This window comes from Vibrio minamisatsumaniensis, from assembly GCF_050337445.1.
GTDB lineage: Bacteria > Pseudomonadota > Gammaproteobacteria > Enterobacterales > Vibrionaceae > Vibrio > Vibrio artabrorum.
The window spans coordinates 1-23,711 of sequence record NZ_JAKJSY010000061.1; the positions used below are offsets into that span (position 1 = coordinate 1).

General features: G+C 44.8%; 20 protein-coding genes, 1 tRNA gene and 2 pseudogenes. 7 read left to right on the forward strand and 16 right to left on the reverse strand.

Annotated elements, in window-relative coordinates:
* The 3 genes and pseudogenes from L4B77_RS14080 to L4B77_RS14090 form a co-directional block, all read right to left on the reverse strand.
* Positions 1–124 (reverse strand): annotated as a pseudogene (locus tag L4B77_RS14080) (helix-turn-helix domain-containing protein); the annotation flags it as partial.
* A gap of 89 nt (positions 125–213) precedes the next feature.
* Positions 214–903, reverse strand: a complete 690-nt coding sequence (gene aqpZ, locus L4B77_RS14085) for an aquaporin Z (RefSeq protein WP_429751149.1) — start codon at positions 901–903, stop codon at positions 214–216.
* A 100-nt stretch (positions 904–1,003) separates the two neighbouring features.
* Positions 1,004–1,252 (reverse strand): YkgJ family cysteine cluster protein, encoded by a 249-nt coding sequence (locus L4B77_RS14090; RefSeq protein WP_017059389.1) that lies wholly within the window; start codon positions 1,250–1,252, stop codon positions 1,004–1,006.
* A gap of 159 nt (positions 1,253–1,411) precedes the next feature.
* On the opposite strand from L4B77_RS14090, the gene L4B77_RS14095 reads away from it, so the two are divergent.
* Complete coding sequence (locus tag L4B77_RS14095; RefSeq protein ID WP_372041382.1) at positions 1,412–1,849, forward strand: YcgN family cysteine cluster protein; 438 nt, start codon at positions 1,412–1,414, stop codon at positions 1,847–1,849.
* Positions 1,850–1,954: 105 nt separating this feature from the next.
* Here the strand turns inward: L4B77_RS14095 and L4B77_RS14100 are convergent, their stop codons facing one another.
* The 6 genes from L4B77_RS14100 to gap all read right to left on the reverse strand — a co-directional run bounded on the left by L4B77_RS14100 (position 1,955) and on the right by gap (position 8,634).
* Positions 1,955–3,841 (reverse strand): BCCT family transporter, encoded by a 1,887-nt coding sequence (locus L4B77_RS14100; RefSeq protein ID WP_429751153.1) that lies wholly within the window; start codon positions 3,839–3,841, stop codon positions 1,955–1,957.
* Between the two features lie 111 nt (positions 3,842–3,952).
* Positions 3,953–4,303: a hypothetical protein gene (locus L4B77_RS14105; protein WP_429751155.1), complete on the reverse strand. Its 351-nt coding sequence runs from the start codon at positions 4,301–4,303 to the stop codon at positions 3,953–3,955.
* Positions 4,304–4,533: 230 nt separating this feature from the next.
* Positions 4,534–5,487 carry a ChaN family lipoprotein gene (locus L4B77_RS14110; protein WP_429751157.1) on the reverse strand — a complete coding sequence of 318 codons (954 nt, stop codon included), beginning with the start codon at positions 5,485–5,487 and terminating at the stop codon, positions 4,534–4,536.
* 75 nt (positions 5,488–5,562) lie between these two features.
* Positions 5,563–6,378 carry a 23S rRNA (guanine(745)-N(1))-methyltransferase gene (gene rlmA, locus L4B77_RS14115; RefSeq protein ID WP_429751159.1) on the reverse strand — a complete coding sequence of 272 codons (816 nt, stop codon included), beginning with the start codon at positions 6,376–6,378 and terminating at the stop codon, positions 5,563–5,565.
* A 141-nt stretch (positions 6,379–6,519) separates the two neighbouring features.
* Positions 6,520–7,404 (reverse strand): D-hexose-6-phosphate mutarotase, encoded by an 885-nt coding sequence (locus L4B77_RS14120; protein ID WP_429751161.1) that lies wholly within the window; start codon positions 7,402–7,404, stop codon positions 6,520–6,522.
* A gap of 234 nt (positions 7,405–7,638) precedes the next feature.
* Positions 7,639–8,634: a type I glyceraldehyde-3-phosphate dehydrogenase gene (gene gap, locus L4B77_RS14125; RefSeq protein ID WP_261837723.1), complete on the reverse strand. Its 996-nt coding sequence runs from the start codon at positions 8,632–8,634 to the stop codon at positions 7,639–7,641.
* Between the two features lie 358 nt (positions 8,635–8,992).
* Here gap and msrB point away from each other — a divergent pair, with 358 nt between their 5' ends.
* Positions 8,993–9,391: a peptide-methionine (R)-S-oxide reductase MsrB gene (gene msrB, locus L4B77_RS14130; protein WP_429751164.1), complete on the forward strand. Its 399-nt coding sequence runs from the start codon at positions 8,993–8,995 to the stop codon at positions 9,389–9,391.
* Between the two features lie 148 nt (positions 9,392–9,539).
* Here the strand turns inward: msrB and L4B77_RS14135 are convergent, their stop codons facing one another.
* A complete protein-coding gene (locus L4B77_RS14135; protein ID WP_429751175.1) occupies positions 9,540–10,346 on the reverse strand; it encodes a DUF2989 domain-containing protein in 807 nt (268 codons plus the stop codon).
* A 114-nt stretch (positions 10,347–10,460) separates the two neighbouring features.
* Between L4B77_RS14135 and L4B77_RS14140 the strand changes: the two genes are divergently transcribed.
* On the forward strand, positions 10,461–10,742 hold the full coding sequence (locus tag L4B77_RS14140; protein WP_372041391.1) for a YeaC family protein: 282 nt from the start codon (positions 10,461–10,463) through the stop codon (positions 10,740–10,742).
* Between the two features lie 157 nt (positions 10,743–10,899).
* Here L4B77_RS14140 and ansA read toward each other — a convergent pair whose 3' ends face one another.
* Positions 10,900–11,916: an asparaginase gene (ansA, locus tag L4B77_RS14145; RefSeq protein WP_261837720.1), complete on the reverse strand. Its 1,017-nt coding sequence runs from the start codon at positions 11,914–11,916 to the stop codon at positions 10,900–10,902.
* A gap of 118 nt (positions 11,917–12,034) precedes the next feature.
* Positions 12,035–13,885: a signal peptide peptidase SppA gene (gene sppA / locus L4B77_RS14150; protein WP_429751166.1), complete on the reverse strand. Its 1,851-nt coding sequence runs from the start codon at positions 13,883–13,885 to the stop codon at positions 12,035–12,037.
* A gap of 278 nt (positions 13,886–14,163) precedes the next feature.
* Here sppA and L4B77_RS14155 point away from each other — a divergent pair, with 278 nt between their 5' ends.
* From L4B77_RS14155 to L4B77_RS14165, 3 genes are all read left to right on the forward strand, one after another.
* Positions 14,164–16,173, forward strand: coding sequence for an FAD-dependent oxidoreductase (locus L4B77_RS14155; protein WP_429751177.1), 2,010 nt, complete (start codon positions 14,164–14,166; stop codon positions 16,171–16,173).
* Between the two features lie 197 nt (positions 16,174–16,370).
* Positions 16,371–16,919 (forward strand): NAD(P)H nitroreductase, encoded by a 549-nt coding sequence (locus L4B77_RS14160; RefSeq protein WP_261837717.1) that lies wholly within the window; start codon positions 16,371–16,373, stop codon positions 16,917–16,919.
* A gap of 115 nt (positions 16,920–17,034) precedes the next feature.
* Positions 17,035–19,008, forward strand: coding sequence for a DNA topoisomerase III (locus L4B77_RS14165; RefSeq protein ID WP_429751168.1), 1,974 nt, complete (start codon positions 17,035–17,037; stop codon positions 19,006–19,008).
* Positions 19,009–19,053: 45 nt separating this feature from the next.
* Here the strand turns inward: L4B77_RS14165 and L4B77_RS14170 are convergent, their stop codons facing one another.
* Positions 19,054–20,055 (reverse strand): DUF3080 domain-containing protein, encoded by a 1,002-nt coding sequence (locus tag L4B77_RS14170; RefSeq protein ID WP_429751170.1) that lies wholly within the window; start codon positions 20,053–20,055, stop codon positions 19,054–19,056.
* A gap of 340 nt (positions 20,056–20,395) precedes the next feature.
* Here L4B77_RS14170 and L4B77_RS14175 point away from each other — a divergent pair.
* Positions 20,396–21,323, forward strand: a pseudogene (locus L4B77_RS14175) (histone deacetylase family protein).
* Between the two features lie 65 nt (positions 21,324–21,388).
* On the opposite strand, the gene L4B77_RS14180 reads toward L4B77_RS14175, so the two are convergent.
* The 3 genes from L4B77_RS14180 to L4B77_RS14190 form a co-directional block, all read right to left on the reverse strand.
* Positions 21,389–21,479 (reverse strand) — tRNA-Ser (locus L4B77_RS14180).
* Positions 21,480–21,617: 138 nt separating this feature from the next.
* Positions 21,618–23,420 (reverse strand): DUF3413 domain-containing protein, encoded by a 1,803-nt coding sequence (locus tag L4B77_RS14185; protein WP_372094044.1) that lies wholly within the window; start codon positions 23,418–23,420, stop codon positions 21,618–21,620.
* 28 nt (positions 23,421–23,448) lie between these two features.
* On the reverse strand, positions 23,449–23,676 hold the full coding sequence (locus L4B77_RS14190; RefSeq protein WP_261837706.1) for a YejL family protein: 228 nt from the start codon (positions 23,674–23,676) through the stop codon (positions 23,449–23,451).
* Between the last annotated feature and the right edge of the window lie 35 nt (positions 23,677–23,711).

The window sequence follows — 23,711 nt, forward strand, 5'->3', positions numbered from 1 at the left end:
CTTGAGCCCAATACCGTATCTGTCTTGAAGAAATTGAATATTGTTTTGCTAAGTAGAGAGATGACGTGCCATCTAAGTATTGCTTAGCAATGATACATTTTAGCTCTCGGCTATATTTGGACATAAAAAGACCCCCAATAATTGGTGTCCAACTATTGGGGGTCAGTTCACTAAGCGGCTTTTTCTTTTATTGCTTTAGACTTTTTTCAGCGCTTAATCTGAACCTCTCACTGCTTTGTATATCATCGCGCCAATTACGGCACCAATAATCGGTGCAACCCAGAATAGCCACAATTGCGAAACGGCCCAATCACCGACAAACACAGCCACGCCAGTACTTCGAGCAGGATTCACAGAGGTATTAGTGACGGGGATACTGATAAGGTGGATCAAGGTTAAACAAAGGCCTATTGCGATAGGTGCAAACCCAGCGGGTGCTTTTGAATCGGTAGCGCCCATAATAACAAACAGGAACACCATGGTCATCACCACTTCACTGACGAGCGCCGCTGTTAGTGAATAGCCACCCGGTGAATGTTCACCATAACCATTCGAAGCAAAGCCAGATGCCGCAGCGTCAAAGCCTGCTTGGCCTGAAGCAATCACGAATAACACACCACCTGCGATAATACCGCCAATGACCTGAGCAATAATGTAAGGTGCGACGTCTTTGGCATCAAAGCGACCACCGCTCCAAAGACCGATCGTAACAGCAGGGTTGAGATGACAGCCGGATATATGGCCAATAGCAAAAGCCATGGTGAGTACAGTTAAACCAAAGGCGAGAGAAACCCCGAGTAAGCCAATACCCACATCGGGGAAAGCAGCGGCTAAGACGGCACTACCACAACCACCTAACACCAACCAAAATGTACCGAACATTTCTGCGAAATACTTATTCATAACTATCCTTATTAATCTTTACCAGTATCAATAAGATAGTTTAGATTTGGAAGAATTGTGAAATCTTGGGTATATAGAAGAAAAAAAGGGTCAGCTAATCTTAGGTAATAGCTTCTAACTCGATCAGGTTATCAAGGGCTTCTTGGTCGGTTTTACCACAAATGACAGGGCAAGCTTTGAATTGGTGACATACCTTCGGGCGTGAAGGTTGACCAAACAATTTGCAGAGATCTTGCTCATTTAATTGGATGCAGCGTACGCCAGCAGGCTTACCGTTCGGCATTCCAGGAATAGCAGATGTAATACTTGGAGCGATACAACATGCTCCACAACCTAGACGACATTCCATCAAATTAAACTCACTAAGTAACAGGGTGCGCGATAGTAGCAAAAAATGATGAGAGTGACAGCTGTTGATTGAATCAAAGAATGAACAATTATTATCCTTGAACTTTTTATGGGCTAGCGGTATAACACGCACCCCAGTAAAAGAGTAAGAAGTAATCCTATGACGAATCCATTTTGGCAAGAAAAAACACTAGAACAGATGACCGAGAATGAGTGGGAATCACTGTGTGACGGTTGTGGTAAGTGCTGCCTACATAAACTAATGGATGAAGATAGCGATGAAGTTTACTACACCAATGTGGCGTGTAGCTGGTTAAACGACAAAACATGTTCGTGTAAAGATTACCTAAATCGCTTCACTTCAGGTGAAGAGTGTTTGAAGCTGACTCGTGACAAGATCGATGAGTTTCACTGGCTGCCAGACACTTGTGCGTACCGTCTTCTATCAGAATCGAAGCCGATCCCTGAGTGGCACCCATTGATTACGGGTTCTAAATCAGAGATGCACGCTGCTGGTGAAAGTGTTCGCAATAAAGTGGTGTATGAGATTGATGTGGTGGATTGGGAAGACCACATCATCAATCACCCGAATCGCTAGTTAGCGATTACGAGTTAATCATCCGAATAAAAAAAGGCTCACATTATTGTGAGCCTTTGGCTTATTTAGGAGGGTCCAAATAAATGGACTGTGTCATGGCTATTGTCAAACAAGTGGTAGTTCTGCAACCACTTGGTTGAACGCGACTCGAGCTTTCTGGGCTTGTTCTGATAACTCTACTTTTTTCGCTTGCGCTGTGCTTAGGTTATTTTCAGCCTGTTCAAGCGCGAGTTGTAAGTTTTCAGGAAGCTCATGTGTTTCCATTTGTGCACCTTGTTCAAGAACATAAGCGCGGATTTTTTTCTTCACATCGGCAAGATCTTTATAAGCTTCACGTTCGAGTTCTGCTGCTTCTTGTGCTGCGTCTTTCTCTTTCTCGAACTGTGCTAGCGCCATACCTTCTGCCGACCATGGATCCATGTCGGGCAGCTCTTCGATGTTAATCGTTGGCTCGATGTAACTCTCCTGGTGACGTAAATCGAGGTTGGTCGCACGAACGGCTGAGATCATCAGCATCACCGAGATGGCCAGTAGTGGCAGACCGCCGACAATTGCAGCTGTTTTAAGCGTACTTAAACCACCCAAGAACATTAAAACTGTCGGTAGGAATGAGAGGGTAAATGCCCAGAACATTCGGTTCCAACGCATTGGTTCTTCCGTTACGTTATTTTGTACAACTGACGCTAGAATATAAGAAATTGAGTCAAATGTTGTCGCAGTAAAAATAATACACAACAAGGTAAACACAGCAATCACTAACGTGCTCATTGGTAGCTGTGCCAGCATCGAGAAGATTGCTTTGGTTGCACCTTCATCATTTAGGATTGCGACGACATCGAGTTCACCAGATAACTGTAGGGATAAACCGTAGTTGCCTAGGATCATAAAAAACAAGAAGCAGCCTAATGAACCAAAGAAGATCGAGCCTGACACCATTTGTTTAATGGTTCGGCCGCGAGAGATGCGCGCTACAAACAGGCCCATACTTGGTGCGAAAACGAGCCACCATGCCCAGTAGAAAATGGTCCAGTCTTGTGGGAAGTGGGTATTTTCAAACGTACCGTAACCGCCGAATGGTTCAGCCCACGTCGCCATCACAAAGAAGTTAGACAATAAGCGACCAATCGAGTCTAAGCCAGTTTCAAGCATGAAAATTGTTGGGCCAGCGATTAGAACGAACGCCAATAGCCCCATCGCGCCCCAGAAGTTGATGTTACTGAGGAATTTAATGCCTTTTTTTAAGCCCGCATAGGATGAGTACGCGAATATCGCAGTACAAACCAGCAGCACCATTGCTTGAGTTAGGTTGTTTTTTGGTAGGCCGAACAAGTGGTTAAGGCCTTCTGTAATAAGAGGAGCGGCTAAACCTAACGTTGTCGCTGCACCACCTAATAGACCGAATATGAATAGGATATCAACCACTTTACCTGCAACACCGCGGCTGTGGTGTTCGCCAAGAACAGGCATCAATGCGCTAGAAATTTTTAATACAGGTTGTTTCCGTACATAGAAAAAGTAGGCAATAGGAATCGCAGGAATTAGGTAGATAGACCAAGCGATCGGACCCCAGTGGAATAAACCATAGGTTGCAGCCCAGCGAACGGCTTCTTCACTGCCAGGCTCTAGTTGGAAAGGTGGTGATTGATAGTAGTAAGCCCATTCAATACAACCCCAGTACAAGATACTTGCTCCGATACCGCCACAGAAAAGCATGGCTGCCCATGAGGCGGTTTTAAACTCTGGTTCTTCATCGGCTTCGCCCAGTTTGATTTGTCCCATATCACTGAACACAACATAAACCATGAAAGCACAAGCTGCGAGTCCAAGCGCTAGATACAAGAAACCAAGTTGATCTGTCATAAAGGTTTTGGCTACCGCAATCCAGTCTGCCCCTTGGGTTGGGAACATAATCAGCGGCAAGACTATCATGAGGAGAAGTGCTATCGCACCAAAAAAGGTGGGTTTATCAATAAGCGAAAACGAGTTTTTCACACGAATTATGCCATTAAAAATGAGAGCGGAATTATGGAGTACATTCGTTTTTTTTAACAAGTCAGGTCTGTTGTCGTAACGACAAATCGCTTTGATACAGTAAGGGGAATATTACACTAGAGCGAGAATAATTCCTCCAACCGTTATCGCTGCGGAAAAATATTGCCCTGCGGAATAAGAAGGATCTTCTTCTTCAATCTTATCAGGGTGATCCATACCCAATGCGCCGTGAGCAAATGACTCAACTTTATCGGTAACCGTTGCGTTTTCCGCTTCCACTTTCTTCGCTTCTCTATCGATTTCCTTAAGAGCAGATAATAGGGCTTTGCCTTCATCAGAAAGCTTAACCGTATTTTGCTCAACCTTAAGAGGGGCGGGCTTTTCCGCTTCCACGCTCTTAGTTTGTGTGTTTATTTGCGAAGGTGAATATCGCTGATGGTGATTCGTTCCTACTGGCGTCATATTGCTCTCCTTACCTACCCTAAAAAGAGTATCGGCAGAGGTGAGAGAAACTTGTGCACTTAATCATCATAATGATGCTTTTTTATTCACGTGTCACATTTTCATCGATTTTATAAAAGTTAATCAGGCTCTTCCAATGGCTGAGGGCATATCAATTTTTGGGGGCGCGATTGAATAAGCGTTTAGCGTGCCAGGCCTGGACTTCTCTCTTTTAAGTCTGGACAGTGAATTTAGTCGCACTCTAAGTTAGATCCACGTTTGGCGAGGTGCTTATATGCTTTCATCCGGTTCTTTGGTTGAACAAAGCGAGCGGGTGGGGAAAGCACTTTTAGCTGGTAGTCACTCGCATCCGATGAGAGCTCAGCCACTGGGCTGATAATTGCAATTTTTACATCAGGGTTACGACGTAGAATTGATGCTGCGGTCCCTAAACCACCCTCGGTGTGGAACTTGCCAGCCACATGAATCACTTGTTTATTCGGATTCGACGCTAGGTAATCCACAATCGACTCTGCCATTGTTTCATCCCAAGTAACCTGAGCAGCAAACTGTTTTTCTGTTTGTTCTGGCGTGCCGTGATGCATAGAAGCCATGAACTTTTCTTTGTAAGGGCTATCCCCCGTATTTACTTCGGATGCGACCCATTGACGTTGCTCGGTCGATAACTGGTCTAGATAAGGTAATCCTCTACGCCCAATACACTGCACAAATGGTTTTGGTGCGTTTGCTGCAATAACATCGACGTCGTTGGCTTTGGCGAACTCAACTAACGCGCGGTAATCACTTTCATAGTTCGGCCAAGCTGCCGCTTGAGACATGAGAGTTTGTTCGCCAATTTCACCGTTTAAGTATTGGTCAAGTGTGGCTTGGTGCTCTCGAGTGAACTGTTCCATTGAAAGCGCAATGTTGGGGGTTACATTGTGGCGCACTTTTAAGAAGTCGGTTTGGAAGCGGTGAATAGCTGAGTGAGTGTGCCATTCGCCAATAAGAACCACATCCGCGTCAATTAGCGGTTGAGGTAATGCATCGAGAGAAAGTGTTTCGCCTTGTGGAGAAGCGAACTGGTAGTCATAGAATGTGGCAACGGCTTTTGTTTGAACCACTTTTTGAGCAGTGTCTTTTGCCGGTTGATTAGCACAAGCCGTGAGAAGAGTCACTAATCCGATAAGAATAATACGTTGCATGAAATGCCTCCTTGAAGAACACGCATACTAAAGGAGGCAAGATAACATTTCAACGCAAACGATAATCAATATCAATTAAATTTGTTTGCGATACACTCGCAGCATAAAGTCAGCTTCACAGTTGAATTGCTCAGCATCAGTGAGTTGTTGTTTAAACTCTTCACTTGCTTTCCAAGCAAACGGCGTCATCTGTAGCAGGTCGAATGCCTCTGACCCCGATAGTTCCATCATATAGTTTAGTTGCTCTTGGTGCTCAAGCGTAAAACCTTCGATCACTTCTGGATCCTCATCGTGCAAGCGAACACCATCATAAATTGCATCTCGCAGTTGATACAGGTGTCGGCTGGCTGGTGTCACGGTGATCACCACACCACGGTCTTTGATGGTGCGTTGCAGCTCTTCAGCCTTGCAAGGCGCATAAATGCGTAGAATGCCGTCTAAGCTGTTTTCAGCAAAGGGTAGGCGGTGGCTTGATGCAACAGAGAAATCGACAGCAGGGTAGCGTTTAGCGGCGTATTTGATAGCAATCTTAGAAATATCTAGGCCAAAAGTCGCCCCATTCTTTTCTTGAAGATTCACCGCAATTTCGTTGGTGTAATAACCTTCACCACAACCAATATCCAATAGGTTAGGTTGCTCTTGTGGTAGACAGCGAGAACACAAATCAACAACGGCTTGGCGCATCGGGTCGTAATGGTTGCCTTCAAGGAAGCGACGACGTGCCTGCATCATCTCTTTGTTGTCACCTGGATCTTTTGAGCGTTTGTGGTGCGCTGGCATCAAATTGACATAGCCTTCTTTCGCTAGGTCGAACTGATGGTTCTTTTCACACTTAAACGTACGATCGTTTTGAGATAAAGGTTGGTGACACAAAGGGCATTGGTAAGTCATGACGATCTCAGAGGTATATAGTTGGGCGCAGATTCTATCAAAAAGGTCAGCATCAGGCTAAATAAAAAGAGCCAACAATGTTTGTTATTAGGAGAGGAGAGATTGTAAAAAAGGCCAGATTAACCGGCCTTTTAAAGAGTTTTATTGAGCTGTAATTACCGTCATCAACTGGTGGCTTTCACCCGGTTGTAACGTTTTGCCCGCTTCTAGACTTGGTGCGTGCAGTGTGGATTCTACGCACATCATGGTTAGGTAACCATCGTCTTGCATGTCACCCATAGCTGTTGCGCCTTCCGCCCACGGGTTCCACAGTACTGCGGAGTTGTGGCCGTGATTTTCAACCGTGAGTGTGCGATCCAGTTTCTTGTCAGCAACCAAGATCTGCGGTTCTGGTTGTGTGTAAACACGGTCGATAGTGTCGGTTAGCACAAGCTCAGTGCCGCCTTGGCAAATCTTGCCACCTTGTAGACTGTCGATGTACTCAGTACCCATGCCCGTTGTGGTTGTGTTACGAATATCACCAACATTAAGGTAAGTGTGCAGCGCGCCAGAGAACGTCCATGGTTTAGCGTCTGTGTTCTTCACGTCCAAGGTCACTTTCAGCTCATCGCCTATTTCAACATTTAAGCGTGCATCGAACTGATGAGGCCATACTGCGAGTGTCTCTTCACTCGGTTTTAGACCCAAGCTAACAATCACGCCAGCTTCGCTTTCACGATGCTCAACCAATTGCCACTCACTTGAACGAGCGAAACCATGCGCCGGTGCTGCAATGCGCCCAAACCAAGGCCAACAAATAGGGATACCACCACGTAGGGCTGTTTTGCCATCGAATTTAGCTTGTTGACTCATCCAAATCAGGTCTTCTTGACCGCGTGGTTGGAATGACACCACATGGCCGCCAAACAGTGAAATGGCTGCGTTTGCTTTATCGTGGATGATGCGAACCAGCTTTACACCTTGGTGTTCAACGACAGTGACGTTGTCAGAGAGTACAGCGAGTGCAGGTAGAGTAGATAAATCCATTACATGATCCTTCTAAGGAAATTGAATTCAAATGCTGACTAGAGTGAGGCTTGTGATATGACGAGTTAACAAGCTCAGACAGTATTGGAATTGAATTTTGCGTTTGGGCTATCTTGAGGTAGACGTGATTTAAAAGATAGCAGGTATTAAAAAGGCGACACCAGGTCGCCTTTTTCAAAGTCTGCTCAAAACAGTCTTCACTAATGCTTATCTAAAGCGATTTCTAAAAAGAAATTACTTAGAGATGTGAGCGATTAGGTCTAGAACTTTGTTTGAGTAACCGATTTCGTTGTCGTACCAAGATACAACTTTAACGAATTTGTCGTTAAGTGCGATACCAGCTTTAGCATCGAATACAGAAGTGCAAACTTCGCCGATGAAGTCTTGAGATACAACTGCGTCTTCAGTGTAACCAAGAACGCCAGCCATTTCGCCTTCAGAAGCTTCTTTCATTGCTGCACAGATAGCTTCGTAAGATGCGCCTTCTTTAAGGTTAACTGTTAGGTCAACTACAGAAACGTTAGCAGTTGGTACGCGGAAAGCCATACCAGTTAGTTTGCCGTTTACTTCTGGAAGAACAACGCCTACCGCTTTAGCAGCACCAGTTGAAGATGGGATGATGTTTTGAGAAGCACCACGGCCACCGCGCCAGTCTTTAGCAGAAGGGCCATCTACAGTTTTTTGAGTTGCTGTAGTCGCGTGAACTGTAGTCATAAGACCAGATTCGATACCGAACTTGTCGTTAAGTACTTTAGCGATAGGTGCAAGACAGTTAGTAGTACAAGAAGCGTTAGAAACGATGTCTTGACCAGCGTAAGTGTCGAAGTTTACGCCGCTAACGAACATTGGAGTTGCATCTTTTGAAGGACCAGTAAGAACAACTTTCTTCGCGCCTGCAGTAATGTGTTTACGAGCAGTTTCGTCAGTTAGGAAAAGACCAGTTGCTTCAGCAACAACGTCTACTGAGATAGCATCCCACTTAAGGTCTTCTGGGTTACGCTCAGCTGTAACACGTACAGTTTTACCGTTAACGATTAGGTTACCGCCTTCAACTTCAACAGTACCGTTGAAACGGCCGTGAGTTGAGTCGTACTTAAGCATGTATGCCATGTACTCTACGTCGATTAGATCGTTAATACCTACTACTTCGATGTCTGCACGCTCTTGAGCTGCGCGGAATACGAAACGACCGATACGGCCAAAACCGTTAATACCTACTTTGATAGTCATTGTAGTTGCTCCACAACTTAATTTTTGATTAAAGATAACTGGTAGTAAAATTACAGAATCCAGTATGCATCTGCAATAGATAATCCGACTTAACTTGTTCAATGTCAAAAAAAAGAGACGCTTTTCTTAACAATTAGGTGTAAGTGATTGAAAATTGACCGTTGCGAGTGGCTCTGCACCCTTCCAGTTGGGTAAAATACCCCTAAATGATGATTCACTTATGAGTATATATGTACAATGTTTTCTGGTGAGAAAGTATGTGCTACAAAACGACTCATATGCAAGCCTTTATAAAAAAAAGTAAATATAATAACTGAGAATGTGGAGAGATATTAACGTGATTCAAAAGGGAGACGATATGATAAAGCCTGATGAATACTGGCGTGAACGCCTGACAGACGACGAGTTTGAAGTCTGTCGTCTAGGGAGGACAGAAGCCCCTTACAGCGGTAAGTTATTGCACAACCAAAAGACGGGGGTCTACAGCTGCACATGCTGTCAAAGCCCTTTGTTTCTGTCGGATAACAAATATGACTCTGGGTGCGGCTGGCCAAGCTTTGATGCCCCAGTGAGTACTCAAGCCGTGCAATATATAGAAGATCTAAGTCACGGAATGAAGCGTGTAGAGATCCGTTGTACCGCATGCAATAGCCATTTAGGTCATGTTTTCCCTGATGGACCGAAGACAACAGGTGAGCGGTATTGTGTTAACTCAGTGTCGTTAATTTTCAACAAAAATGACAAAACAACGAAATAACTTGTCACTGTTGTTTAATCCTTACAAGTTGTTTGGGGAGCGAATAAGCGGTGGGGACATCGCCAAATTCGTCGTGATGACTTTAGTGAAAATAAAAACGGCGACCATCAAAGCCGCCGCTGCTTTTTATGTATTAATAAATTAAATGCTAATAGTCCGATATCAGTGAAGCCTGGTAAGCCCCATCTTTAATGGCGTCGACAATTTTGTCGGCGTCTTCATTTAATCGGCTGTATTTTTTTTCTTCAAAGTTATAAAGAACGGAAAGTTCAGCTTCAGAAACGATGGGGACATTAAACTCTTTGGCTACCATCGCCCATACGTAGGCTTTTTCTTTATGCCCAAGTTTGTGATTGATACTGGCCATGGATTTAAATATCTCAGTATTAACCGGTTGGTCATGCGTTAAGGTCAGGGCATTATTGAGTAGCTTTAATGTCTTGGCATAATCTCTTGTCGTGTAAAATGTGGCTAATGCGTATTGCATCTCAGCGGTATTTAATGCCTCGGTTCCTTCTAACTGTAGAAAGTGGCGTCTCGCATTGATGTCGCCGATTTGTGACCACAAGAAGTAGAGTGTTTCTGGTGACTTCGATTGAGACAACTCAGTGACAATTCGTTCAGACTCTTCACTACTGTGCATTAATGCGGTGAACCGACGTTCTTGAAGTTTGGATTGGTCAAGGGCTTCGATCTGTGCTGCAAGCTCTAGGCATTTGTTATAAGCAGTCACTAACTTGAACTCTTGGATTTTGTTGGCTTCGGTTGGGTGTTTTTGGATCTCAAACCGATGCCATATGAGGTCAGTACGTGCAATACGACATTGCCCGTCGTCCATGTTCAATTGCTCACATTGTAGTCCAGGGTTGTTTTGGCATAACTGGTCGGTACTTTTTTTGTTTTTAAAACAACCCACTAACGTTAAGGATAATAGACTAACCAGTAACCATTTCATGATTTTCATATTTCTTCACTTGTGATCAAATACACTTATTTTAGGTCAGGTTCTTGACTCAATTCTGTCACGGGTTATTTTCTGGTGAAAATCGCTAATACTAAGGCTTTTCCCATGGATGCAGAACAACTTCTTAGCGCAATGACACCTGAGGTCTACGAACGTTTAACTTACGCTGTTGAAACCGGTAAATGGCCAGAAGGTACAGCACTCTCTAAAGAGCAGCGTGACTCGTGTATGCAGGCCGTTATGTTATACCAATCTAAACATAATTCTGAAGCTCAACATATGACAATCGCCGCTGGCGGTGACATTAGCTTCAAATCTAAGTCTGAACTCAAAAAACAGTTTCAGTCAGACCAAGACGATATTGTTAGGGTTAACCCGAATCATTAAGTTTAAATTACAACAAAGGGGTGGCACAGTGCTACCCCTTTGACTTTTATGCCGCTTATTTTTAAGCCCCAAAAGACGATTTATTGGACGTTAAAAATTTTTGATTCAGGTGACGGTTCACACAACCGGTTATGGCATAACAAATAGCAGAACAGAGTTATAGACTCATTTCGCCACGTAATACTTGTAACATCTGAGCTTTTACTTCTTCGTAAGCTAGATTCTGGCTTAATAGATAGTGCAGCTTGGCTAATGCGGCTTCTGGTGTCATATCAAAGCCACTGACCACCCCTGCTTCTGCTAGTGCACATCCTGTTGCGTACCCCCCCATATTGACTTTACCAGCCAGACATTGAGTTAGGTTAACTACAATAACCCCTCGCTCTGAGGCTTCTTTCAGATGTTGGAGAAGTTCTGGATTTTGCGGGGCATTGCCGACCCCAAAGGTAAGCAGAATCATCGCATTAACTGGTTGCAAGAGCGTGTTACGAATCACTTCATGTGAGATGCCTGGGTACATAGTGATGACGCCGATGGGTTGCGGAGTAATATTATGAACCTTGAACGCACCTTCTGGCTGCTTGTTGACCACAACGTTATTGCTGAGTTGGATATTAATACCCGCTTCCAGCAATGGGGTTAAGTTTGGTGAGGTGAACGCATTGAAGCCATCAGCGTGTGATTTTGTGCTGCGGTTACCACGCATCAATTTGTTGTTGAAGAATAAGGTTACTTCATTGATAGGGTAGTTAGCCGCAAGGTGCAGCGCATTCAGCAGATTTGCTTGTCCATCTGAACGTAGTTCTGCCAGTGGGATCTGAGAGCCCGTTACAATCACAGGTTTGCCTAGATTTTCGAGCATGAAAGATAGCGCTGAGGCGGTGTAAGCCATGGTGTCTGTTCCATGCAAGATAACGAAACCATCGTACTTGTCGTAGTTCGCGCGAATATCATCAGCGATCGTCTGCCAATCCAGTGGCGTCATATCTGAAGAGTCCATTAATGGAGAGTATTCATGAATGGTGTATTCAGGCATTTCTGGGCGATGGAATTCAGGCATACCCGCTAGTTGCTTATCCATAAACCCTGCGATTGGGACATAGCCGTGATCCAAAGACTTTTGCATGCCAATTGTGCCGCCGGTGTACGCGATATAGATGTGTTTTCTTTCCATGGCGATTAATACTTAGTGTGATATAGGGAACAGGGGGGCGATTATAGCGAATTATCATGCAATAAAAAGAGGCACCTCACACAGAGGCGCCTCTTATTAATACCGCGTTGAGCTTATCTTATTGAACTTGGCAGTTTAAACAAAAGGCATATCGGCCTTGTGGATCGTTAAAGTTGCTCAATAGCTGACTATCTTGAGTTAACTGCTGCGTAACGGGTAGCAAACTGCTTGGTATCATTGAGTGTATATCAAGACCAATCGACATCTGAACTTGGTTCATAAACTCTTGAATAAATTGTTCAGTGGTTGACAGTGGTTCCTCTACCCAGTAGATGTTGTAGGTTTCCAGTTTTGCAAGTGAAGCCGCAACGGCAATGGCATCATCAAAATCACCCATTTCATCGACAAGACCTTTTTGCATGGCATCTTGACCTGTCCATACTCGACCCTGAGCGACCTTATCGACAGCATCTGCTTCCATACCGCGATTCTGGCCGACGAGACTGATAAAGCGGTGGTAACCATGCTCAATGCCCATTTGGAATGCGTCTTTGGCACCGTCGCTTAATCCGGTTGTGATACCGAGGCCAGAGAAAGGTGACGTTCCCACACCATCAGTGTACACACCAATATCGTTCAGCCCTTTTTCGAAGGTGGTGATAACACTAAAGATACCAATCGAACCAGTTAATGTGGTTGGTTGAGCGATAATTTTGTCTGCCCCCATCGAGATCCAGTAACCACCGGACGCCGCAAGGCTCGACATCGACACAATAACGGGCTTACCCGCTTGCTTGACCGCCTCTATCTCGTTACGAATCACTTCTGAAGCAAAAGCACTGCCACCAGGACTATCGACACGAAGCACCACGGCTTTCACTTGGTCATCATTGCGAGCTTGGCGAAGCAAGGCTGCGGTAGTATCGCCACCGACTGTGCCACGTGGTTGTTCACCGTCCATAATGGCGCCACTGGCAACAATCACCGCGATATCGTGCGATTCAGTGGTGTCGTCTGGACGTATCATTGCTTGGTATTCGTAGTAACCAAACGCGTTATAGCTGTCTTGACCATCACTGCCGAAAACATCTGCGAGCTCTAGTCGAACCTGTTGACGTGTTGCTAATTCGTCGACTAAGCCAAGTTTCTCCGCGAGTTTGGCAATGTCACCGTCCACAGACTCAAGCTCTTTCAAGAACGTGTCCATGCTTGGGTTGAGCATTTTAGCATCAATTTGGCGGTTGTTGCTCACGTCATCCACGTACGCACCCCACAGTTGGCTTAACCAACGAGAAGCTGACTCTTTCGCTGCATCCGACATGTCGTCGCGAATGAAAGGTTCGATTGCAGACTTGTAGGTGCCAACCCGAAACACATGGGTGTTCACGTCTAACTTTTCTAACAAGGTTTTGTAGTAAAGTGAGTAAGCACTGTAGCCTTTTAGAAGGACACCACCATCTGGAGATAAGAATATTTTATTGGCGTAGCTGGCTAGGTAATATTGACTTTGGTTGTAAAAGTCACCGACAGCATAAATAGGCTTGCCTGTTGCTTTAAATTCGTTGAGTGCTTTCGCGATGTAACGAAGTTTGGTTAGGTTGGTTTCGGGTAACTCTTTGAGCGTCAGAACGAGACCTGTAACGTTTTCATCATCTTTGGCGTGACGAATCGTTTTCACAATATCAAACAAGACGTTCTCTTTTGGAAAGTCTTTTCCTAACAAGGAACCGGTAACAGAGTCCATTGGGTTGATATAGCGACTTTGTTCAACAATGGGGCCTGACAGGTTGAGCACTAACGCTGATGGTTTTGGTGCAACCGGTTGTGTCGTGCCCGAATGGAAGTACAAAAAGTAAATGATGGCAATACTGAGTAAAAAGACTACGTTGACCAGTGCAAGACGCACAAAAGTGATCAGCTTCCAAATCCCTTTAAATATCATGCCTATAAATTTGAATATTTTTTTCATTCTGTCTCCGCAGTGAGATTTTGCCGCTTCAATAAGCGCTAGAACCACTAGTCTCAATATTATGAACTGCTTAGTATCCTACGATAATTTCCATGCTCAAACTATCACAACAAGTATTAATCGCCTTAATTCTCTTGAATTGTAGCCAGTTCCATCGCTTTTGAGGCATTAAAATTCAAAGCATTATGATCGGTGTTACAAAAATGTAAACGGTTGTTTGAACTTTTGAAGATTGAACGATATCGTGGTCAGACCACAAGGATAAAATAATAGAAGTGATGTCTGCCATGTACCCACATTTACTTGAACCTCTTGATCTTGGATTTACTCATTTACGTAACCGTGTATTGATGGGATCAATGCACACAGGTTTAGAAGAAAATAAAGAAGGCCTACATAAGCTTGCCGCGTTTTATGAAGAGCGAGCGAAAGGAGGCGTTGGTCTTATTGTTACTGGTGGTTTCTCCCCTAATTTACGGGGTAGATTGACCCCATTTAGTGCTGAATTCAGTAAAGTTAAGCACGCAAAAGCGCATCAAGTTGTGACTGAAGCCGTGCATAAGCATGGTGGTAAAATTGCGCTTCAATTGTTGCATGCCGGTCGCTATGCTATGCATCCATTTGCACAGAGTGCTTCAGGGATTAAAGCGCCGATCGCCAAATTCGCACCAAGTGAAATGAGCCCTCGTCAGATAAAGAAAACCATTGATGCCTTTGCAAACAGTGCAGAGCTTGCTCAAGTCGCTGGTTATGATGGTATCGAGATCATGGGTTCTGAGGGGTACCTTATTAACCAATTCATCTGTAAACGTACCAATATGCGTTATGACGAATGGGGGGGATCTTATGAAAAGCGCATGCGTTTTCCGATAGAGATTGTTAAATCGATTCGCGAAGTGGTGGGTAAAGAATTCATTATTATTTTCCGTCTGTCGATGCTTGATTTAGTTGAACAAGGCAGTACGTTTGAAGATGTTGTCCTTTTAGCTCAAAAGCTAGAAGAGGCCGGTGTGAGTATCATCAATACGGGGATTGGATGGCATGAAGCTCGTATCCCGACAATTGCGACACAAGTACCCAGAGGTGCATTTTCTTGGGTAACTGAAAAAGTGAAACCTCACGTGACAATTCCTGTGATCACCTGTAACCGGATTAATACGCCAGAAGAAGCTGAGCGTATTCTCAGTTCTGGACAGGCCGATATGGTGTCGATGGCTCGCCCTTTCTTGGCGGATCCCGATTTCGTTAATAAAGCAGCGCAAGACCAAGCTCAATTCATCAATACCTGTATCGGCTGTAACCAAGCCTGTTTGGATAACGTGTTTAAAGGCAAACGCGCGAGTTGTTTGGTTAACCCTCGAGCGTGTTACGAAACGGAAATTATTATCCAACCAGCTACAGCCACGAAGACTATTGCCGTTGTCGGTGCAGGCCCAGCAGGTTTAGCTTGTGCGACGACGTTAGCTCAGCGTGGACACAAGGTGGATTTGATAGAGAAAAACGACCGCATCGGTGGTCAATTTAGACTGGCCATGCAGATACCCGGGAAAGAAGAGTTCAGAGAAACGATTCGTTACTTTGCTAACCAGATTGATGCGACAGGCGTGAACTTAAAACTGGATACTGAAGCGACGTTTGAGATGTTGCTGAAGTACGATGAAGTCGTGATGGCGGCGGGTGTTGAACCCAGAAAGCTTGATATTGAAGGCATTGACCAAGAAAATGTAGGCGATTATCAAACCTTGATTCGCGAAAAGACACCAGTAGGCGAAAAAGTCGCGATTGTGGGGGCGGGTGGTATTGGCATCGATGTGGCGACTATGTTGACAGAACCGACGTCACACAGTTTAGAGGACTGGCTTCACGAATGGGGCATTGATAAAAATATGGAACATCCTGGTGGGCTTTATCCTTATCCAGATTCATTCAGCGACAAAACGGTTTGGGTGATGCAACGTAAAGTGGGCCGAGTGGGTAAAGGGCCGGGTAAAACCACAGGTTGGATCCATAAGCGTACACTCGAGAAACGTGGCGTTAATCTATTGGGGGGAGTGATCTACAACAAGATTGATGACCAAGGTTTACATATTACCATTGATAAGAAAGACCGAGTGTTGGATGCCGACTCCGTTATCGTGTGTGCGGGTCAAGTGTCTGTTCGTCCATTTGAAGATATGTGGCAAGAGTTTGGTGGCAAACTGCATGTGATAGGCGGTGCCGATTACGCCGGCGAACTGGATGCAGTACGCGCAATTCGTCAAGGTGTTGAGTTAGCTATTAAGCTTTAGAAACCGTTGAATAATGGTGTTTAACTTAGCGATTGAACGATAGATAAGGCTCCTAAGTCAACGATTTAGGGGCCTTAATTGTTTTTCGTCGCGGCTCAAATATTATTTTAAATGGATAGGTATTGAGATTTATTATCGTTTGTATTCTGTGCTAAAGTTCAAGTATACAAATAATAAAGAAATAGTAAGGACTTCAAATGGATGCTTTGGATCTATTGCTCAACAGACGCTCAATCGCAAAACTCTCTGATCCGGCACCTGAAGGTGTGGCGTTAGAAAATATCATCAAAGCAGGTTTACGTGCACCGGACCACGGCGCGTTAACACCGTGGCGTTTTGTTATCGCACAAGGTTCAGGGCTTCAAAAGCTTGCTGATATTTTGGTTCGTGCGGCACAAGCGGATCAAAGTGAAGAAGCGGTGATTGAGAAAGTAAAGAAATCGCCGTTTCGAGCGCCAATGGTCATCACTATCATCGCAAAAGTCACTGAGCACGAAAAAGTGCCCGCATTTGAACAGCACCTATCTGCGGGGTGTGCTGCACAGGCGATGCAAATGGCCGCAGTCGCACAAGGTTTCCAAGGTTTTTGGCGCTCCGGGCATTGGATGTTTCACCCAGAGGTGCGTCAGGCATTTGGCTTAGAAGGTGACGACCAAATCGTTGGTTTCTTATACCTAGGTACTCCGGGTTGTACACCAATGAAGGTGCCAGAGCGTGATTTCTCGAAGTTCGTCGAATTCTTATAAAGAAAGCTGAAACTTGAATAGTGGAATGATAACTGTATAAACAACCAGTTTTTCTTGATTTATTAGGGTCACATTAGATAATGTGGCCCTCATTGTTTGTAGCATCTGGAAAAACATGTCTCGCCTTATTATTGCTGAAAAACCAAGCCTCGGCCGCGCGATTGCCGCTGCACTACCGAATCCACAGAAGAAAGACCAAGGGTTTATCAAATGTGGCAATGGGGATGTGGTGACTTGGTGTGTTGGACACTTATTGGAACAGGTTGAACCGGATGCTTATGATGACCGTTATAAAAAGTGGAACTTAGCCGATCTTCCTATTGTGCCAGAGCAATGGCAGCTGAGACCGCGTAAAGCTTCAAGCAAACAGCTCACGGTGATCCGAAAGCTATTGAAGGACGCGACCCAAATTGTCCATGCAGGCGACCCAGACAGAGAAGGGCAGTTACTGGTTGATGAAGTCATTGATTATTGCAAGGTCTCTAAGGCCAAAAAAGAGTCGATGGACAGGCTATTGATCAGCGACCTGAACTTACCTGCCGTAAAACGTGCGCTCTCTCAAATGCGCAGTAACCGCGACTTTATTCCACTCTCTATTTCTGCATTAGCACGTTCTAGAGCCGATTGGCTGTACGGCATGAACATGACTCGTGCTTATACTTTGCTTGGTCAAAAAGCCGGTTACCAAGGCGTATTGTCGGTTGGTCGAGTGCAAACGCCGGTGCTTGGTTTGGTTGTAAGACGTGATGAAGAAATTGAGAATTTCATTCCCAAAGATTACTTCACGCTGCATGCGCTGATCCCTTACCAAAATAACGGCCAGAGCTTTGATATTCGTGCGCGTTGGAAACCAAGCGAAGCATGTAAACCGTGGCAAGATGAAGAAGGGCGCGTGCTCAATCGAAAGCTGGTTGAGAATGTGGCTAACCGAATTGCGAATCAACCCGCGACGGTGACGGAATCAGAGCAGAAGCAAAGCAAACAAGCTGCGCCACTGCCTTACTCGTTGTCTGCTTTGCAGATTGATGCGTCTAAGCGTTTTGGTATGAGTGCTCAGCAGGTGTTAGATACGTGTCAGTCGTTGTACGAGAAGCACAAACTCATCACTTACCCACGTTCTGACAGCCGCTATCTACCTAAAGAGCACTACTCGCAGCGGGAATCGATAGTAGGCGCTATCGCCAACAATGCGAGAGAGCTACAAAGTGGTGCTCAAGGTGCGGATCTTTCTCTGAAATCAAAAGCATGGAACGACAGCAAGGTCGATGCTCACCACGCAATCATCCCAACACCGAAGAAGTCATCAGTGAATGGCCTGTCTGCCAATGAGATGAAAATCTATCAGCAAATTGCTCGCCAGTATCTGATGCAGTTCTACCCACCTGCGGTTTTTGCGGATGCTAAGCTGGTTTTTGATATCGCTGGTGGCGTGTTCATTGCAAAAGGGCGTCAGCTTATCAACCCCGGTTGGAAGGTGTTGATGGGTAAAACAGACACCGAAGAAAAAGGTGATGGCACGGACACGGTTCCCCCATTGGATAAAGGTACGGTGCTGACCTGTCGTGAAGGCGTGATTGGTGATAAGAAAACAGAGCCACCAAAACATTTCACGGAAGCGACATTGCTTCAAGCGATGACAGGTATCGCACGTTTTGTCGCGAACAAAGACCTTAAAGCGATTTTGAAAGAGACCGACGGCCTTGGCACAGAAGCAACCCGTGCAGGCATTCTAGATACCCTTTTCAAAAGACAACTGCTAACGCGCCAAGGTAAGAGCATTCACAGTAGCCCTGCGGGCAGAGGCTTGATTCATGCCTTACCTGAGGATTCGACCTTCCCAGACATGACGGCACATTGGGAGCACCAGCTGCAAGGCATGGCAGAACGAAATCAAGCGTATCAGCCTTTCATGCAAGCGTTAGAAAGCAAGATTGATGGTTTGATGGGCAAGGTCAAAACAGGCGAAGTTCCTGAGTCTCTGCGCCATCTTCCTAAAGTCGAAAGACCGGCTTTTAAACGTCGTAAAGGCGGTGGTGCGAAGAAGTCTTATGCTAAAGGGACTTACGCTAAGAAGGGCACCAAGAGCTAAAACTATGAGCAAACCGCTATTTATTAGCGATATTGGGAATCGATATTAACGTCCGACTTTACGACCACAACGTTTAAACAGCTGCTGCCAATAATCCACATGGCGACGAGTTGATGATCGAAAGGCTTGGTGTGCATCTTGAATGGGAAAGTAATAACTGTGCAGATCAGGTTGCGCGTCAAACATTCCGAGTTGCGGGGCTAACTGCTGATAGTAGCCATCCAGTTGCGCCATGTAAGGCTGAACCTTACCTATGTATTGTTGCTCGAACACATTGTTGAGATAACGAAACTTAGTGGTGTCCCGTTGCTTGCCACAAATGATATTGTCATCAAAAGTTGTCAGCTGTTTGGTGATGGTATCAAGTTCCGCCGAAGCTCGTGTGAGCGAGTAGTACAAATCCCCGAGAGTCGAACTCTTCTCTAATATTTCTTGAACTTTAGTGGCCTCACCGGACACGAGCGGTGCATTTAATGCTTGATTAATATGCTCTAAGGCACCACGGGTTTGTTGTACCTGATTACCGAGATCAGCGTGTAACCACTGACTCCCCCGCATTTGTGACTGCATCGCATCACTGGCATAGATGAGATTCCATTGATGCAGTGGAAACTGCGCGAGCTTCTGCTGCTCGATCTCTTTCAGAAGCTCTAAGATCTCTCGGTCTAATTCATGATCAGATAAACACTGACCAACACCTTTGAGCAGGGCAACTTGATAATCGTAATTACGAAACTCGTCCGCGACCTTTCCAAGAATAGAATTTCTTTCAGCAATCAGGTTGAACAATCCACACTGACGAAGTTGGTAGCTGTCGATGAGCCCAATAGACAGCGAGGGCACGTCCAGCAACAGTTCTCGTTTTCTCGGTAGGCTTTCAAACGCCCTGTCTTCCTGTATCTCGTCAGCATCTTGCACGTTGGCTATCTTAGTTTGATAGTCATCGAATAACTCTTTGGGCCCTTCACCAAAACAGCCGACGAGCCCCAAGATGATTAAAACCAGAGGTGAGCGCAGCAATAAGTTTGGCAGAAGGTGAGGGTTCATATGTCACTTACTCGTGTGTCTCGTCAGTTATCTCTAATTGAGTGCCGCGGTTCGTTTCAGGCATAGACATTTCGATCATGGTGATTCCTTCTCTGTTCAATCAGTTCACTTTGCTGGCTTGACCCGTTAAAACCAACGCACCACCGATTGGCCGTTAAATATTCTTATAAAAATCATTACTGTTGCCATAGAGTCACAGATCACTCAGAGGAGCTACGTTCGTTGTTCGCTTTCGCTCCTGATAATCCCTGATACCAATGATAATAGTCATTGTTAATTAAGGTTGTCGCCAAGTCTGAGACTGTTATGATTTTGAGAAAGATGCGCAATTAACCTGATTATGATCCCTTTAATTTACCACTCAATCTATTCACAGTTGTCTTTACCAGAAGGCCACCGCTACCCAATCAACAAATATCAGTTGTTACATCGTGCAGTAGAGGCATTAATGGATAGTGAGCCTCAATGGAAGAGCAAGTTTGAAGTTTTCGAACCAACGCCAGTTTCGGTTGAACAAGTAAAACAGGTTCACGATAGTGAATATGTCGATTTACTTGTGTCTGGACATTTACCTGCGGCAAAGATGAGACGTATCGGGTTCCCGTGGAGCGAGCAACTTATCGAAAGAACACTCTACTCCAGTGGTGGAACCTGCTTGGCCGCTGAAATGGCAATAGAGCGTGGGTTAGCGATTCATTTGAGTGGTGGTTATCATCACGCGCATCATGATTTTGGCAGTGGCTTTTGTTTGTTGAACGATCTGGTTTTAGCGGCAAAACACGCGCTGACCTTTGAACATATCGATAAAGTGTTGATTGTTGATTGTTGATAGTGATGTTCATCATGGCGATGGCACAGCAACACTATGCCAAGAGAGCGACGATATCATTACTCTGTCGTTTCACTGCGACAAAAACTTCCCAGCACGCAAACCACTCTCTGATTTCGATGTGCCATTAAGTCGTGAAACAGAAGATGAAGAGTTCTTACGTTGTTTTGAGCAAGTCACTAAGTTAGCGATTGCTCACCAGCAACCTGATCTGATTATTTATGATGCGGGGGTCGATATCCATCAAGACGATGAACTGGGCTATTTGAATGTCTCGACACAAGGGATATTTGAACGTGACTGTTTGATGATTGAATTAGCGAAATCAGAGTCTATTCCGATGGCATGCGTAGTCGGTGGCGGGTATCGAACTCAACATCTAGATTTGGTGCCGATTCATATGCAGCTGTTGAAAGCGGCATTTGCTGTCAGCCGTTGAACGATGAGCTTGTGTGATCACCAGATGCAAAAAAGCCGCTGATTTCTCAGCGGCTTTCTTTAATGTGGTGGAGGGATAGGGATTTGAACCCTAGAACCGCTATTAACGGTTGCCGGTTTTCAAGACCGGTGCTTTCGACCACTCAGCCATCCCTCCAGTGGTGTGAATAATATAAGGGAGAGAGTGCCTTGTAAACCCTTAATTATAATAATATTGTTTACTTGCTTGTTTTCTAACCGATTGCGAGAATAAAAAAGGGAAGCCACTCGCTTCCCTTTTTTATTTGATGATTATTTAATCATTCTTTGTGTAGAAACGTTGTAGTTCTGTTAGGCCTTGCATCAATACCGGTAAACGAGGGCTAACGTCTTTTAGTCGCTTATAGTGTTCATCATACAGCTTATAGTTACCAAACTTATCGAGCACCGTGGTTTGCTTGTCGGTAACAAGTGCGAGTTCACGTGAATTGCCTGCAAGTATCCATTTCCGCGTACGTTCATCAAATAGGCTGCGACCGCTACTGAAATCTGTAGGATTTGAAGATACCCCAAGCAGTTCTTGCATCAGTGTGACTGACACATCTAAGTGACTCGAACGGTGCGTGTATTTGGAAGCCGGCTTGCCAGGCCAATGGATGAACAAAGGAACTTGTAACTGGTAGCGACTGTAGTTAGAGTTTGAGCCCCAGCTGTTTGTCTTCGTTTCGTTAAATTCAGTACCGTGATTAGACGTAATGATGACGACAGTATTCTCGTTAAGTTCTAGACGTTTTAGTTCAGCGTAGAGAGTTGCCAATTGGTTGTCTGCTGCCTGCGCTGACTTTTGGTAATCAGCCGCTAAACGCTGATCAGTGCTCAACGCAGGATCAGAAACAGAATCGTAATTTGAGAAGTTATCGAGTGTTGTAAGCTCAATAAAGTTGAACCAAGGCCCTTTTCTTCCTGACGACTGCACCCAATCTGACCATGCTTGAATCGCGCTTTGATCATCGTAGGTTGCTTTCTTTGACATCACATCACGGCCGCGGAAAATAATTTCCGAGTAAAGAGGATCGTCGAAGTTATCACCACTAAAAGCAGCAAACTTATAATTGTGATTATCTAAAACATCGAATAACACTGAGCTAGATCCCTGTGCTTCAATGCTGCTTGCGTAGCTGCTTGGAAGACCATAGAACAAGCCGAAAACACCAAACATATCGTTACTGGAACTGTAGTGATTGGTGAAGTTGATCGACTGTTGTGCATAGGCATAGCTATTTGGCATCGCTGTGGCATTGAGCGCATCAGAACGAAGGTTGTTTACACTTACCATCAGGATGTTGAGATCATCGCTGCGGCGGTTGTATTGGATCTTTTCTAGTGGGTAGCTGATTAAGTTTACGGACTCTTTATTTTCCTCTAAACGCTGTAGATATTCTTCTCGATCTAAAAGGCCATGTTTTTCCATAAAGCTTTTTGCTGTCATAGGGTAAGACAGTGGGAAATTGGTCTTTTGATTGGTAACTGGATTATAGAAATAAGCATCAGCCCACATGTAGGTCAAATGGCTGCTGATAAAACATAAGAAGAAGACGGCAGCGATCGGTCGGCCAATGCGTTTGTGAGACAGTTTACGTTGTTTACGCCAAACCCATTCAGAGAGACCTAGCTGTAATAAGAATATGAGCGGCATCATAATGAAGAGGTGCTGCAAATCTGAGGTAAATGCAGACTCCTCTCCACTGAATAAAACCTCCCACACGACAGGTGTCAGGTGGAGGTTTATATTTTGATACGTTTGGGTATCAATCAGTAGGACAGTTAAACCTATGGTTGCGAAGATAACGGCAACCAAACGTAATAACTTCCTCGACGGAAGAATGAACGTAAGTGGGAACAGCACTAACAGGTAGAGAGCAAAGACTAAAAAGCCAAAATGACCAACCCAGGATACGGCCAAATAGAATTGACCTAATAGGGTTTCTGGCCAAGCAGATTGAGTGATATAACGAGTACCGATCAACATCGCCGCAATGATGTTGAAAAATGCAAACCAATGACCCCAACCAACCAGTCGAGATACACGATCGCTATATGAGTTTGCGCTGTCTACCATGTATAGTTCTTTTATCCGTCAATCAAATTTAGTGAGACTTTTTGTCTTCAAGAGAAGAAATTAAAGCCTCGGCAAATTTTTCAGCAATTCCTTTGCGTTGTGAAGCTGCAACATTCTGATTTAAGACATTGGTTGCGATATTTCCAGCGATCATCAGTGAAAGCTCAGGTGAAGCTTTGTGCTTAGTGAGCACAGCGCCTACTTCAGCCAGGATGTTTTCAACTTGATCATCTGTGTATTTCGATATAATCGGCATAAGGACTCTAATAATGATAGTAAAAGCGGCTTATG